At 53.6% G+C, this 13578-nt stretch carries 13 protein-coding genes and 2 pseudogenes; 3 read left to right on the forward strand and 12 right to left on the reverse strand.

Translation table 11 applies throughout. The features are described 5' to 3' along the window. Positions 1-84: 84 nt before the first annotated feature. From UC14_RS22320 to UC14_RS22365, 10 genes and pseudogenes are all read right to left on the reverse strand, one after another. Positions 85-978 carry a 3-hydroxyacyl-CoA dehydrogenase family protein gene (locus UC14_RS22320; RefSeq protein WP_112198448.1) on the reverse strand — a complete coding sequence of 298 codons (894 nt, stop codon included), beginning with the start codon at positions 976-978 and terminating at the stop codon, positions 85-87. A gap of 15 nt (positions 979-993) precedes the next feature. Further along, positions 994-2196 (reverse strand): CaiB/BaiF CoA-transferase family protein, encoded by a 1203-nt coding sequence (locus tag UC14_RS22325; RefSeq protein ID WP_013575671.1) that lies wholly within the window; start codon positions 2194-2196, stop codon positions 994-996. After that, the gene (gene hutH, locus UC14_RS22330; RefSeq protein WP_112198449.1) at positions 2193-3737 is read right to left on the reverse strand and encodes a histidine ammonia-lyase; all 1545 of its coding nucleotides are present in this window, start codon (positions 3735-3737) and stop codon (positions 2193-2195) included. The genes UC14_RS22325 and hutH overlap by 4 nt, the downstream gene beginning before the upstream one ends. Further along, positions 3734-4619: pseudogene (locus tag UC14_RS22335) on the reverse strand (ABC transporter substrate-binding protein). The gene hutH and the pseudogene UC14_RS22335 overlap by 4 nt, the downstream one beginning before the upstream one ends. A gap of 34 nt (positions 4620-4653) precedes the next feature. Then, positions 4654-5361, reverse strand: coding sequence for an ABC transporter permease (locus UC14_RS22340; RefSeq protein WP_015689988.1), 708 nt, complete (start codon positions 5359-5361; stop codon positions 4654-4656). After that, the gene (locus UC14_RS22345; RefSeq protein WP_013575675.1) at positions 5358-6008 is read right to left on the reverse strand and encodes an ABC transporter permease; all 651 of its coding nucleotides are present in this window, start codon (positions 6006-6008) and stop codon (positions 5358-5360) included. Before UC14_RS22345 ends, UC14_RS22340 begins: the two co-directional genes overlap by 4 nt. Positions 6009-6012: 4 nt before the next feature. Next, positions 6013-7107: an ABC transporter ATP-binding protein gene (locus UC14_RS22350; RefSeq protein ID WP_013575676.1), complete on the reverse strand. Its 1095-nt coding sequence runs from the start codon at positions 7105-7107 to the stop codon at positions 6013-6015. Between the two features lie 260 nt (positions 7108-7367). Then, a complete protein-coding gene (locus tag UC14_RS22355; RefSeq protein ID WP_015689991.1) occupies positions 7368-8216 on the reverse strand; it encodes a helix-turn-helix domain-containing protein in 849 nt (282 codons plus the stop codon). A gap of 163 nt (positions 8217-8379) precedes the next feature. After that, the gene (locus UC14_RS22360; protein ID WP_112198450.1) at positions 8380-9147 is read right to left on the reverse strand and encodes a phytanoyl-CoA dioxygenase family protein; all 768 of its coding nucleotides are present in this window, start codon (positions 9145-9147) and stop codon (positions 8380-8382) included. A 147-nt stretch (positions 9148-9294) separates the two neighbouring features. Beyond that, positions 9295-10191, reverse strand: coding sequence for a LysR family transcriptional regulator (locus UC14_RS22365; protein ID WP_112198451.1), 897 nt, complete (start codon positions 10189-10191; stop codon positions 9295-9297). Positions 10192-10347: 156 nt separating this feature from the next. Between UC14_RS22365 and UC14_RS22370 the strand changes: the two genes are divergently transcribed. Together UC14_RS22370 and UC14_RS22375 are read left to right on the forward strand one after the other, a co-directional pair. Next, the gene (locus UC14_RS22370; RefSeq protein WP_013575680.1) at positions 10348-11073 is read left to right on the forward strand and encodes a pirin family protein; all 726 of its coding nucleotides are present in this window, start codon (positions 10348-10350) and stop codon (positions 11071-11073) included. 532 nt (positions 11074-11605) lie between these two features. Continuing rightward, a complete protein-coding gene (locus UC14_RS22375) occupies positions 11606-11881 on the forward strand; it encodes a helix-turn-helix transcriptional regulator (RefSeq protein WP_223509806.1) in 276 nt (91 codons plus the stop codon). Positions 11882-11931: 50 nt separating this feature from the next. Here the strand turns inward: UC14_RS22375 and UC14_RS26790 are convergent, their stop codons facing one another. Then, the gene (locus UC14_RS26790; protein ID WP_157962144.1) at positions 11932-12138 is read right to left on the reverse strand and encodes a hypothetical protein; all 207 of its coding nucleotides are present in this window, start codon (positions 12136-12138) and stop codon (positions 11932-11934) included. Between UC14_RS26790 and UC14_RS27320 the strand changes: the two are divergent. Then, a pseudogene (locus tag UC14_RS27320) lies at positions 12075-12209 on the forward strand (hypothetical protein); the annotation flags it as partial. The gene UC14_RS26790 and the pseudogene UC14_RS27320 sit on opposite strands and share 64 nt — an antisense overlap. A gap of 384 nt (positions 12210-12593) precedes the next feature. Here the strand turns inward: UC14_RS27320 and UC14_RS22385 are convergent. Next, positions 12594-13571 carry a fimbrial protein gene (locus UC14_RS22385; protein WP_112198452.1) on the reverse strand — a complete coding sequence of 326 codons (978 nt, stop codon included), beginning with the start codon at positions 13569-13571 and terminating at the stop codon, positions 12594-12596. Positions 13572-13578: the final 7 nt, after the last annotated feature.

The following is a 13578-nucleotide window of genomic DNA, read 5'->3' on the forward strand; positions in this document are numbered from 1 at the left end:
TCTGCACTCAGCGCATTAAGTTTTCCGGCCGGTTAAGAATGATATGCGCCACGCCCTGATGACGTTCACAGCGGATAAGTTCGCTCATGGTTTTTGCATCCCGCTGATGGCAAGGATTGTGGCGTTACGGTGCGCGAGACCTTCTTCAATAGCCTGCGCCGTCCACGGATAAAACCCGGCGCCGGTTTTGGTGCCCAGATTGCCCTGCTCAATTTGCGCCAGCAACCACGGCGGCAGCTCCTCGTCGCGCGATAAGGCTGGCAGTAATATCGCGGCGACATTTTTCACCGTGTCCAGTCCGGCAAAATCCATCAGCTTCAGCGGCCCCATCGCCGACCAGCGCGGGGCGAGCGTACTTTGTACAGCGAAGTCCACGTCTTCGATGCTGGCAATTCCGGCTGTGACCAGATGCAACGCCTCACGCAGCATGGCGTATTGCAACCGGTTGACGATAAAACCCGGCGCTTCTTTATGAATGGTCACCGTCTGTTTACCCAGTTGCTGACAAAGCGCATCGGCCTGCTGACGCGTATTTTCATGGGTTTGCGGTCCGCAGACAATTTCCACCATCGGCATCACATCCGCCGGATTAAACCAGTGCAGGCCGATAAAGCGCGACGGCACCGCCAGTACGCTGGCAATCTGCCCGACCGGGACGCTGGAGGTGTTGGTGGTCAGCAGACAGTCGTCGCTGACATGTTTTTCGATCTCCTGGAAAATCTGCTGCTTAAGCGCCAGCACCTCAGCGATATTCTCCGAAACAATCTTCGCGCCTTTCAGACATTCCGCCATGGACGTCGTAAACGTGACCGACGCCGTCAGCCCGGCGTCGATACTGTCGATCACTTTGGCCGCATTGTGCAGCGAGTTTTCAGTGCGTGAATAAAGCGCCACCTTAAAGCCGCTGGCGGCAAATACCGCAGCAATCCTCGCGCCCATCGTGCCCGCGCCAATGACTGCAACCTGCGTTGGTTCCATATTATCTGCCTCCGGTTAAATGACGCCCTGTTGCGCAAGTGTGTCCATCTCCTGCGAAGACAGCCCCAGTTGTGCACTGAGAATGGCGCGGGTGTGCTCGCCAAGCTGTGGCGGCATTAAATCGGGTAGCTGGTTCATGCCGCTCAGCTTCACCGGCTGCGGTAAGATACTGATTTCACCGGCGACCGGATGCATCACCTGATGCAGTAATCCGCGTTCGGCGGCATGCGGGCTTTGCAGCAGTTCATCCAGCCCCCAGACCGGTGCGGCGGGAATACCACCGGCATCGAGCAGGGCGAGCGCCCCGGCCACCGTTTTGTCGTGCAACCACTCTTCAATCAGCACCCGTAATTCGTACTGATGTTTCAGGCGCTGCGGATCCGTCGCAAAGCGCGCATCCTGTACGATTTCCGGTTTGCCAATGGCCTGTGCCAGACGGAGGAACAGGCTGTCATTGGCGACGGCAATCACCAGATAACCGTCTGCCGCACGGTAGCTGTCCATGGGGGCGCTGATCGGATGTGCATTGCCCAGTCGCCCGGCCAGCGGCATACCGCCCAGCAGTTGTGTCAGCGAGACCATTTGCATCGACACCATCGCATCAAGCATCGCGACATCCACATGTTGCCCGAGGCCGGTAATGCCCCGTTGCAGCAATGCCGCCAGAATGCCCCACGAACAGTACAGACCCGACACCACATCACCAATCGCATCCCCCACCCGCGTCGGTTCGCCGTTTGCCCAGCCGGTGACCTGCATAATGCCGCCCATCGCCTGGATCACATGATCGTAAGCGGCTTTATGCGCCAGCGGTCCCTGCTGCCCAAAACCGGAAATACTCGCATACACCAGCTTCGGATTGATCTTCTTTACGGCGTCATAATCAATGCCCAGGCGGGTGGTCACACCGGGCCGGAAATTTTCCACCAGCACATCCGCGCTTTCGATCAGTTGCTCCAGCACGGCCCGGCCTTGCGGTGATTTCAGGTTCAGCGTCAGGCTTTTTTTGCCGTGATTAAGCAGCATGAAATAGGTGCTTTCGCCATTAACATGCGGGGTGAAATCACGGGAATCGTCACCTTTACCCGGCATTTCAATTTTGATCACTTCCGCACCCAAATCATTGAGCAGCGAAGCGCAGTAAGGCCCGGCCAGCACGCGGGAAAGGTCGAGCACTTTGATCCCTTCAAGCGGCCGGGATGTCGCTGATACACTCATGCGGTTTCTCCCTCAACGGTGTCTGCGAAAATCAAAGGTGTCAGCGCGCGCAAGATATCGCCCTGTTTGATGAGCTGGCGGATGGCCAGCATATCCGGATACATTTCCTCGTCACTCTGCCGGAAGGCCACCTGCTCACGCACCAGAGACAGCACGGTTTCCGTGCCCGCCGAGGCGCGCAGTGGCCGGTGGAATTCCACCGCCTGCGTGGCACACAGGATTTCTATCGCCACGATATCAATGGCATTTTCAACGGCATCAATAGCATTGCGTGCCGCCGTCACGCCCATGGAAATATGATCTTCCTGTCCGGCACAGGTGGACACGGTATGTACACTGGCCGGTGCTGCCAGCGCACGGTTTTCCCCTGCCAGCGCGGCCGCTGCATACGGCGGGATCATCATCCCTGAATGCGCCCCGCCATTGGCCACCAGAAAAGCCGGCAATCCGCTGAGATGGCTGTTCGTCAGGCGGTCAGAACGGGCCTGCGAACCGGTGCTGAGTTGCGCAATGGCAATCGCCAGCGCATCCAGACACAGTGCCACCGGCGCACCGTGCCCGTTGCCCCCCGGCAGTACATTCAGCTCGCCGTCTTCGACCATAAACACCGGATTATCCGTGACAGAATTCACTTCCGTGGTCAGCGTTTTCAGGCAATAACTCAGCACATCCCGCGCCGCGCCGTGCATTTGCGGAATACAGCGCAGGCTCAGCGCGTCCTGCACGCGAAAATCACGGTATTTATCGAGGATCTCACTGTCACGCAGTAAACTGCGCAAAATCCGCGCGGTTTCCTGCTGACCGTCGTGCGGGCGCAGCGCATGAAGACGGGCGTCATACCCGCGGATGTTCCCCTTCAGCACTTCCAGGCTCATGCCACCCGCGGCATCCGCCACCGGCAGCAATTCGCGGAAAGTTTCCGCCGCCAGACAACCCAGCGCAGTGATTTCATACGTACCGCTGACCAGTGCATGGCCTTCGCGCGGGCCGGGAATGCGCACGGCAATCCCCGCCCGTTCCAGGGCTTCCCGTGCCGGTAACAGTTCGCCCTGATAGAACGATTTTCCATAGCCGAACACTGACAGCCCGATATGTGCGGTGGCAATCAGATAGCCGACCGACCCTTTGGCGGGTGACCACGGCGTCACCCCCTTATTGAGCATATCGGCCATCGTCTGCACCAGCGCCGGGCTGACGCCGCTGAATCCCTGCAACAGGGATTTCATCATCACCGCCATCATCGCCCGCACTTCATGCTGCGCCAGAACCGGCCCTGTACCGCAGGCATGGCTTTTCAGCATATTGAGTTGCACGTCGGAAATTTGCTCCGGCGACAGGCGCTGAGTGACCAGGTCGCCCACGCCGGTGGTCAGGCCGTAAATCACTTTATTGTTATCAATCGCCTGCCTGATTTTCTCGTGCACGATCAGCATGGCGTCCGATGCTGACGGGTCCGGCAGCACCTGCGCCCCGTAAGCGATATCGGCGATGTCACGGACGGAGGTTTCCGCCGTGCCCAAGATGACAGTGCGCGTCATCATTTATTCAGCCCGTGCCCGGTCAGCCACTCTTTTGCCACAGCATCCACGCTTTCGAAATTCGCCAGTTTGCCGTTCATCACGATCAAATCGCTGGTGGTCAGTTGCCTGGACACATTGTTCAGCGTGGTTTCAACCACCTCGCTGGCTTTGTCTTTTGCAATCAGCGGCACAATGTTTTGCGCCGGGGAATAAGTGTTTGGAATCTTCCAGTGCCACCAGATTCTTGGTTTTCATCGCCGGATCGGTTGAGGTCATATCCGCGACCTGAATCTGATTGTTGGTCAGTGCTGACAGCGTCAGCGGACCCGCGACGTCGAGCACTTTGAAGTTCTTAAAGGTCAGGCCGTAGACTTCGTTCAGCCCTTTCACACCTTCACGACGGGTTTTCCATTCAGCCGGACCACCCAGTACCAGCGTTTTCGCCACCGGCGCCAGATCACTGATATCTTTCAAATTGTATTTTTTGGCAGTTTTTTCAGTCACTGCCAGCACATCGCTGTCCTGCGCCGCAGAAATATCCAGCATTTTGATTTTCTCAGGCAGCGCTTTCGCCAGCGCCGCCGCCACATCTTCAGCAGAATGCGCCTGGGTTTTTTCGTCGAGATAACTCAGCGTGGCACCGCTGTATTCCGGGATCAGGTTGATTGAGCCGTCAAGCAGCGCAGGCATATACACCTCACGGCTGCCGATATTAAGTTTGGTTTCCACCTTGACGTTTTTCGCCGCCAGCGCCTGCTGATAAATAGTGGCAATCAGCTGGCTTTCCGGGAAGTCCGCCGAACCGATAATAATGGTGCCACCCGTCTCAGCGGAGAAAGCGGCAGGGGCGTGCACGACGGCAGCAGAAAACAGGGCAACGGCGAGCAGATTTTTCAATTTCATTTTTGTCAGGCTCCGGAATGAGTGAGTAGATAATTCAGTTATTCGATAAAGGAATTGTTTTTTTACGGCGGCGTTCACGCTGCCGTAATCCTGGTGAAACAATGAAACGAATTAAAAAAGAGAAAAATACATCAACCAGTAACGCTAATATTCCCACCATAAAAGCACCCGCAACCATTTGCGGATAATCGTTCTGCGCACGGCCATCAATAATCAGCCGTCCTAATCCCCCAAGCGAAACATACGCAGCAATCGTAGCCGTAGACACAATTTGCAGCGCAGAGCTGCGGATGCCGGATAATATCAGCGCCATTGCACAGGGTATTTCCACCGTCAGCAGTAATTTCAGCGGTGAATATCCCATGCCGGTTGCGGCGTCAATAATCGCCGGATTAATCGCCCTGATGCCGGAATATACCCCCATCATGATGGGCGGTAATGCCAGAATGATCAGCACAATCAGACAAGGCACAATAAAAGCCAGGTCTGATTCAAATACCGGCCCGAACAGAATTACCAGTAAAATGATCAACCCGAATGAGGGCAGCGCACGCATGGCATTGGCGCTGCCGATTAATAACATCGCACCTTTGCCGGTATGACCGACATAACAACCGATCGGGAAAGCGATAATCACCGCAATAAACAACGCTTCAATGCTGTAAATCAGATGCTGAAATATCAGCACCAGCAAGCCGTCATCGTTGAGCCAGTGACCGGAGTCCAGCAACCAGTTAATCATTTCGCATTCCTTTTCGGTTGCCAGGTGGTCATTTTATTGCCGGTGCGCAGCACCAGATTATCCAGCAGCAGCGCCAGCACAATGCACAGGAAAATACCGGCAATAATCGGCGTCAGAAAATGTAGCTGGAAACCCTGGGTAAATAACGCCCCCAACTGCGGCATGCCGACCAGTGCTGAAATCGACACAATACTGACGTTCGATACCACCACTACCCGCATACCTGCGGCGATTACCGGCACAGCCAGCGGTAATTCCACGCTCAGGAAACGCTGCAAGGGCCGGTAACCCATGGCGACAGCGGCCTGATGGGTTTCATGTGGAACAGAATCCAGCCCGTCGCACACGGTACGGATCAGCAGCGCAAACGCATAAAGTGTCAGAGCCACCACGACATTCACGGTATCCAGAATTTTCGTGCCCAGCAGACCGGGTAATAAAACAAATAACGCCAGGGAAGGAATGGTATAGAGCAGTCCTAATATATTGAGAATGCCGTCTTTAAATTTCCCACAGCGGTGCAAAACACCCCCGACCGGAATAGCCAGTGCCAGCCCGATTAATACCGGAATAACAGACAGGTAAACATGCCAGCCGAGCAGCGTTAATATATTTTCCCGCTGCTGAAATAACCAGTCAAAACGCATGGTATTACCTCACAGCACGGGAATGAGAAAGTGAAAACACCTGTTCGATATTTGCCGTACCCATAAAGCGCTGCTGTTCATCAACCACGATACCGCGCTGACAGGGAGAACTTAATACCGAATCCATTAACTGACGCAGCGTGCCATTTTTCGGCGCAAAGGTGCTGCCGAGATTAATATCTTCCGGATCCACGGTGGTTTTATTTTGTGTCACATCATACCAGCCGAGCGGACATTCATTTTCAACCACCAGTAACCAGGCACTTTCTCCGGCAAGGGATCGGGCTTCGCTGACGGAAATACCCGGCGCGATCACAGGTTCTTTCGTCAGGCTGATATTATCAGGGATCATATCGAACGAAAGTTTGCGGTATCCGCGGTCACGGCCAATAAAGTCAGCGACAAACGCATCCCCGGGTTCATTAAGTAATTTCACCGGTGAGGCGATTTGCGCCAGACGACCACCGGGGCGGAAAACCGCAACCTGATCGCCTAATTTCATCGCCTCATCAATATCGTGCGTGACCATAATAATGGTCTTGCCGATTTCACGTTGTAATCTTAAAAACTCATCCTGTAACTGTTCGCGCACCACCGGATCGACGGCGCTGAAAGGTTCGTCCATCAGCATAAATTCCGGGTCCGATGCCAGCGCACGCGCCACGCCGACCCTTTGTTGCTGACCACCGGACAACTGCCACGGATAGCGCTCCGCCATCGTCAGCGAAAGCCCGACCATTTCAAGTAATTCGAGGGCTTTTTTACGCGCTGCCGTGCGTGTCGCACCGTTGAGCAGCGCGGTGACCGCAATATTGTCCTGCACGGTTTTGTGCGGAAACAGCCCGGCGTTCTGGATCACATAACCTATTTTGCGGCGCAGTTTGACCAGATCCATTCCGGCGGTCGGCTGTCCGTTCAGCAAAATGTTGCCTGAAGACGGCTCGGTTAACCGGTTGATCATGCGCAGTGAAGTGGTTTTGCCGCAGCCCGAAGGCCCGACCAGCATAGTAATTTGTCCCGTCGGCGCACTGAACGACAGCCTGTCTACAGCCACCGTCCCATCTGCGTAAAATTTGCTTATGCTCTCAAATGAAATCATTACGTTTCCAGCCACATTACGGAGTGTTTTTCATAAGGCGCCTGCGTGTGATTATTTTGCAGACCTGACATGTACTAACTTGTATGTACAACCTAGCAAGCAGGATGCCAACTTCTCTGTGCGGGTGAAAACCACGGATTACGGCGGATGGGATGTGCCGGGGGGTAAAAAGTGAACGGAAGATGCGGTTTTTTTGCACCAGAAACAAACACCCCGCCCCATTGCGGTGCGGAATGTTTTACTTTCTGGCTACAGGCTGTTTACGACTTTCGCTCTGACAACTGACTCAGCCACTGACTGCGATATTCAGAAGGCGAACGGGCGGTGCTTTTGCGGAAAACCCGGCAGAAATAGTTGCTGTCAACGAAGCCGCTGCTGGTCGCCACTTCTTTGATTTTCAGTTCATAACCTTTAAGCAACAGTTTTGCCTTTTCCAGGCGGACGTGATTCAGATACTCGCTGAAGCCGATATCTCCGGATTTACGAAACAAATGAGACAGATAATTCGGCGTGATATGGAAACGCTTTGCCACGTTTTCGCGCGTCAGCGGCAGTGAGGCATTCTCTTCAATATACTTTTTGATTACCTCAAACAGCGCCCCGCTGCGGGTAAGGATCTGCGCCCTGTTAGCGAGCTGTTCCTGACAATGACTTAACAGCCCCGCCACCACGCAGCGCGCGGTTTGCTGGTCGTCAGGACTGGAGACAATTTCATTCATCGCCTGCAACAGAAACGAGCCTACACGCGGGCCAAGGCGGGAAACACTTTGTTTATCCGTGCCGGTAAATGTCACGCCATCCCAAAACTGTAAACTGAACCCCAGTTTTTCTTTGCTGAACAGAACACTCAGCACAATCGCGGGCTTGTCCCACACCATCAGATTCCATTTTCCCCCCGGAATATACAGCGCATCGCCCTGCCTGAGCAGCCCTTTGCCTGCGGCAATGCTGCGATCGCGGACTTCGCCTTCAACGACAAATTCAATACGGGGAAAACTGACCACGGAGGCCAGTTCAGGCGGCGGCTGGGAATTATCAGGAAACCTGACAGCAAACACATCACTGCCGGACACCGATCGGAACAGTGTTTCTATCACGTCTTGCAGCATGGCAGTCTCTCAGAGGTTTTCTCTTCATCATAACATACACGTAACACATACGCGGTGATGCGGCCAGCCACACTGTGACCGCCCTCTGATGTCCGTCATAAAGGCCGGTAAAAATGCCATGAAAAAGCCTGACCGGCAGGCCAGGCCTGGGGAAAACAGAAATTCAGAGCACGTCGAGCAACCATTTCTGCGCAGGCGTCAGGCGGCTTGCCGTTTCCGGCTTCAGCCATTTACGCTGATCCTGCTGCTGCGCATCCGCGCGGTCGATATACAAACTGTGCAGCACGCGGCGACGGGTGCCGATGCGGTTATTGGTGCCGCCGTGCCAGGCGTGAGCGTTGTAAATCATCACGCTGCCCGCCGGTGCTTCGAACACCACTTCATCAGGATGCGGTAATTCAACATCCGCCAGCACATCTTCCGGCAATTCCGGGCGGTGATGGGTGCCGGGAATAATGCGCGGTGCGCCGTTGGCGGCACTCAAATCATCAATCGCCACGATGGCATTGACCAGATGGACTTTCGGAAAATCCGGACGCGGCATTTTCCAGTCAGCATGCAGCGGCTGATGGCCGCCCCGGTGCAGCGCTTCGCGTCCGTTGAGGCTCGAAACCTTAAACGCGCCACCAAAAATATGATGACAGACGGACAGGATCAGCGGATGCGACCACACTTTTTCCCACACGGTACCTTTGTTGATCATGTTGGCGATACGGGTCGCGGTGGCTTCCTGATGGTGTTCAACGGCGAGATTATCGCCCTCTTTGTCCACCAGCATGTCAAACGCGGTGCGCATCTCTTCCAGCCAGTTTTTGTCGATAACATTATGAATAACAAGGTATCCGCGCGTCTCCAGCTCGTCAGCCTGCGCCGGAGTTAATGGTTGTGTTGCGCCCAGCGCTGCAAGATATTGCTCAGATGAATGATTCATTTTCCGCCCCTTCAGTTAACGTTTGCGTAACATAAAAGTACGGCAGTTTTTATAGGAAAAAACGATGCTAATCCTACAAAACACTGGATTTATGTGTGAACGCCCAAAAAGTGTGATGCAGGTCTGCTCACCTCTGCGGTGCTTATCTCAGGCCGATACCAGCAGTTGTGCCTTTAGCCTTTCCTGTAAAAAGTCGAGAAATACCCGGGTGACTTCGCTGCGCTGACGGTGCTGCGGATAAATGGCATGCAGGCTGAGTGAGCCGGGATGAAATGCATCCAGTACGCGAACCAGTGCGCCATATTGCAGCGCCGATCCGACGATAAATTCCGGCAGTAATACCAGCCCGAGTCCGGCGACGGCCGCATCGCGCAGCACTTCGCCGTTATTGCTGACAATTGGCCCGCGCACATCAAACAGACGACGTTTGCCCTCCAGCTCCAGCTCCCAGCCGGTCTGCCCTTCGCGCCCGTAACGCAGGCAATGATGGTTGAGCAAATCCTCCGGCGTTTCCGGCGTCCCCTTACGCTGAAGATATTCCGGGCTGCAGCAGATCACCCGCTTCAGTTCGCCAAGCCGCCGCGCCACCAGCGAGGAATCCGCCAGATTACCAATGCGCAGCGCGATATCGAAACCTTCACCCACCAGATCCACATAGCGATCGACCAGTTCTACCTGAAACTGAATCGCCGGATGCTGACCTAAAAACTCGGCAATCAGCGGCGAAAGGTGGCTGATACCAAACGACATCGGAATGCTGATGCGGTACGTTCCCTGAAGCGCCTGCCGCCTGGGCGAAACCGCCCGTTCGGCCTCTTCGATATCATCGAGGATGCGCTGTGCATGTTGCGCGAACAACTGGCCGGACTCGGTCACCGACAGTTTGCGGGTATTGCGGTTGAGCAGCCGCGCATGTAAGCCAGCCTCCAGCGACGCCATGCGGCGACTGACGTATTGTTTAGAAAGCATCAGTTGTTCAGCCGCCGTGGTAAAACTCCCCGCTTTTACCACAGCAATAAAAATACGAAGATCTTCTGTCTGCATCTTATCCGCACCCTTTATTCTCACGCCATTTATTGTCAACCAAAACGTGACAGTGATAGTCAAACAACCGCATTGTTGAGCAAATTAGTTTACGTGTATTCTCTGTTCATCGGAAGGGCAAACGCGCTTCCCCCCTGACAAACTGAGGAGCACATCATGATTGAACAACGTCTCTCTGAACAACGCGGATTGGGTGACCACGGCTGGTTGCATTCACGTCACACCTTCTCCTTCGCCAGTTACTGGGATCCAAAACAGGTCGGCTTCTCAGACCTGCTGGTCATCAACGATGATCAGGTTGCACCGGGGCGCGGCTTTGGGGCGCACCCGCACAGCAATATGGAAATTATCTCTTATGTGCTGGAAGGCGCGCTGGAGCATAAAGATTCAATGGGCACCGGTTCTGTGATTGTCCCCGGCGACGTGCAGCTGATGAGCGCCGGTTCCGGTGTGACGCACAGTGAGTTCAACCACTCCGGTGACGAAAAGGTGCATTTCCTGCAAATCTGGATCGTGCCATCTGAAAATGGGACCAAACCGGGTTACCAGCAGGTCTCTGTGCCTGAAGCGGAAAAACGCGGCCAGTTCCGCCTGATTATCTCGCCAACAGGTGACAACGGCTCACTGAGCGTGCGTCAGGACATGAAGATTTACGCGGGTTTCTTCGACGGTGCGGAACAGGCCACGTTCGACCTTGACCCTGACCGTTATGCCTATGTCCACGTGGCACGCGGCAGCATCAAAGTGAACGGCATTGAATTCAGAACCGGTGACGGTGCACGTATCCGTCAGGAAGATAAACTCACCTTCACGGACGGCGACCAGGCAGAAGTCTTGCTGTTTGATTTGCGTCCGGTGGAAGTCAATCATCCGACCCGCTGATTGTCCGGCACGCTAATTGAAAGTGTTTAAGCAGGCGTATTACAGGTTTTTCGGCAATGCGCCTGCCCTTTTATTATCTTCGTCCTCACGGATAAAAAAGCCTGCTGTAATACTCTTCAACAGATCTGTTTCTCTGGAAAGCATCTCCCATCTATGTCGTTATCCAGTTGGTTTATAAACCTTCCTTACGTTATATTTGCCTCGTCGCGTCAAAAATACGCGGCTAGGTTTCGCAGCCTGAATACCACATCGGAAATACATATGTAATAATTATGTATTTGCCTCCGTACACCTGTCAGATACAGATGCTTGTAATTTGTACATCCTATGGTGACTCAGGCAAGGCAGCCTCCGGGCTGGCCGGCTTCCGATGTGACCGGTACTGCGAACCTTGTCTGAGCCACCACCAAACGAGTTTCGCAGCTCCGGTGGTGGTTAACTATCACATCGGAGAATACCTATGAAACTGCCCCATAGTCCGACTTTCCTGCCGTTTCCTACGTCGTACATCCAGCAGCATGAGGGAGAAATCCTGATTAATCAGGACTGGCACCCCGCTGACATCATTGCTGCACTGCGCAAAAAAGGCACCACCTTGTCTGCGGTTTCACGCGCTGCGGGTTTATGTTCAACCACATTAGCCAATGCGCTTACCCGCCCCTGGCCGAAGGGGGAATTGCTGATAAGCCAGGCTATCGGCGTGCCACCTTCGATTATCTGGCCAAGCCGGTATTTCGATAAGCGCACAATGCAATTTGTTGAACGTCCATTGCGCACGCCCGGTAAGAAACCCCCGTCAGACGAATAGCATAAACATCTCAGGGCGTTGTAAAGACGCCCTTTTTCTTCCTCTCCCTGCTAACTCCCTGAATTCGGCACATCGCAGCCGTGGCTAACGTCAGGCTCGGGCAGGCTGTTATGGCTTTCCACCAGCACCCCCCCTGTCGGATCAACCACCATGCCACACAAACGCAATCCTGCGGTCTGACGGTCAATAACCCGGTAAACAAACTGCACATCATCTGGTTTATGACTGTGCCATGCAGGCGTTTGAAAAACAGCCATCTTTTAAAACTGTTCTGCTTGCACATCCGGTGCTGGCGGCCAATATTACTGAACGGGATCTTGACCACTGGTGAGATCCGGCTCATTACACCGGCCGCGCCGCGCAAAAAGTTGGTTACTTTAATCCAGTTACAATGGAATTTGTTGAAAGGCCCTTAAGGCCTGCATACAAAAGAGCGGCTACCTCTGAATAGCGGGTTAATCCAGGGCGCAGCAAGTGCGCCCTTCTTCGGATCTCAGGTTTTGCAGGTGGGCGACCTGGAGCGCTTTTAAAATCGAATTCAGATTCAAGATCGTGGGCGGTTCAGAAATCTTGCCGAGAGGCGTTGCAGTTTTTACTGGGGCAGCTATTTGAAGGCGGTAGTGTGATGCTGAAGGTCAGGCAGGATAACGTCAGTACCAGAGTGAAGTGCGGCGGCATCTCTCAAGGATCAGCCGCCGGTTATGAGTGCATATTATTCGTAGGTTACGGTGAAGTTCGCCACCGCATTGGCGGTGCCCGGTTTGATTGTATCAGCAGTTTGTATATAGGCCGCAGTCAGCGGAATGTCGAATGCGCCTTCCTGAGTTGTCTTGGTGACAAATGTCTTTTTGTCGAATTCAACCAGTTTACTATTAAGTTTTAGCTGTATCCCTACACCTTCCGCACCCCCTTTGGTCAAATCAATAATGCCATTACCCAGAGAAGATTGGGCCTCGAAGCTGATATTGACCGTCGTGTCTGCGTAGCATTGCAGAGGGATTTTGATGTCCACCGGGGGGAGTGTTGAGTTCTTGCCACTAAAATCTTCCTTTTTGGCGTCACCCATTGGCACAGGGATCGCGCTTGAGCCGGTGATTTCGCAAGATGCCTGCTTAATGACGACTGTTCCTATGTTTACTTTAAAGACATCTTTGTTGCCTGCACTGTCCACCATCACAACTGAAGCCAGATTACCCGAGGTTACCTTGCCGGGAACGATCTCCCCCGTTTTAACGAACTCAACTTTTACGTTGGAGAGATAAATAGGGGTAGTGCCATCCCCTGTGTGGGTTTGGACAATATATACAGGATAAACTTGTTGATAATTTATAGTAACGCGTATTCCTACTCCCGTGACCCCACTGTTATAAATCCCGTTAGTTGCTAGACCACCATTTGGAAAGGCAGAAGTATTTGGAATATTGTTTAACATGTAATCACCGGTACAGCTATTGGCCAGTAGATTCAGCTGTTTATAGGTGTTAGTTGCGAGCACGCTGCCTACAGGCTGGCTTTGCATTGCTGTAATTTGACGATCTACCGTTACTTTCCCAAATGTGGAGGGATAGTCACAAACACCCAGCGCCATGGCGTTATGCACACCACAGATCAACAAAAGTACTGCCAGTATTGACCGTATTCCCATCTTGCCGAAGCCGGTTTTTTTTAAAATAGCATATAAATTCTTCATGTTACTT

This window comes from Rahnella sp. NRRL B-41462, assembly GCF_003263525.1.
GTDB lineage: Bacteria > Pseudomonadota > Gammaproteobacteria > Enterobacterales > Enterobacteriaceae > Rahnella > Rahnella aceris.

Bases quoted from the DNA above. Each gene is read 5' to 3' on its own strand.
- UC14_RS22320 (WP_112198448.1), bottom strand. From the start codon at position 978: ATGGAACCAACGCAGGTTGCAGTCATTGGCGCGGGCACGATGGGCGCG.
- UC14_RS22325 (WP_013575671.1), bottom strand. From the start codon at position 2,196: ATGAGTGTATCAGCGACATCCCGGCCGCTTGAAGGGATCAAAGTGCTC.
- hutH (WP_112198449.1), bottom strand. From the start codon at position 3,737: ATGATGACGCGCACTGTCATCTTGGGCACGGCGGAAACCTCCGTCCGT.
- UC14_RS22340 (WP_015689988.1), bottom strand. From the start codon at position 5,361: ATGATTAACTGGTTGCTGGACTCCGGTCACTGGCTCAACGATGACGGC.
- UC14_RS22345 (WP_013575675.1), bottom strand. From the start codon at position 6,008: ATGCGTTTTGACTGGTTATTTCAGCAGCGGGAAAATATATTAACGCTG.
- UC14_RS22350 (WP_013575676.1), bottom strand. From the start codon at position 7,107: ATGATTTCATTTGAGAGCATAAGCAAATTTTACGCAGATGGGACGGTG.
- UC14_RS22355 (WP_015689991.1), bottom strand. From the start codon at position 8,216: ATGCTGCAAGACGTGATAGAAACACTGTTCCGATCGGTGTCCGGCAGT.
- UC14_RS22360 (WP_112198450.1), bottom strand. From the start codon at position 9,147: ATGAATCATTCATCTGAGCAATATCTTGCAGCGCTGGGCGCAACACAA.
- UC14_RS22365 (WP_112198451.1), bottom strand. From the start codon at position 10,191: ATGCAGACAGAAGATCTTCGTATTTTTATTGCTGTGGTAAAAGCGGGG.
- UC14_RS22370 (WP_013575680.1), top strand. From the start codon at position 10,348: ATGATTGAACAACGTCTCTCTGAACAACGCGGATTGGGTGACCACGGC.
- UC14_RS26790 (WP_157962144.1), bottom strand. From the start codon at position 12,138: ATGGCTGTTTTTCAAACGCCTGCATGGCACAGTCATAAACCAGATGAT.
- UC14_RS22385 (WP_112198452.1), bottom strand. From the start codon at position 13,571: ATGAAGAATTTATATGCTATTTTAAAAAAAACCGGCTTCGGCAAGATG.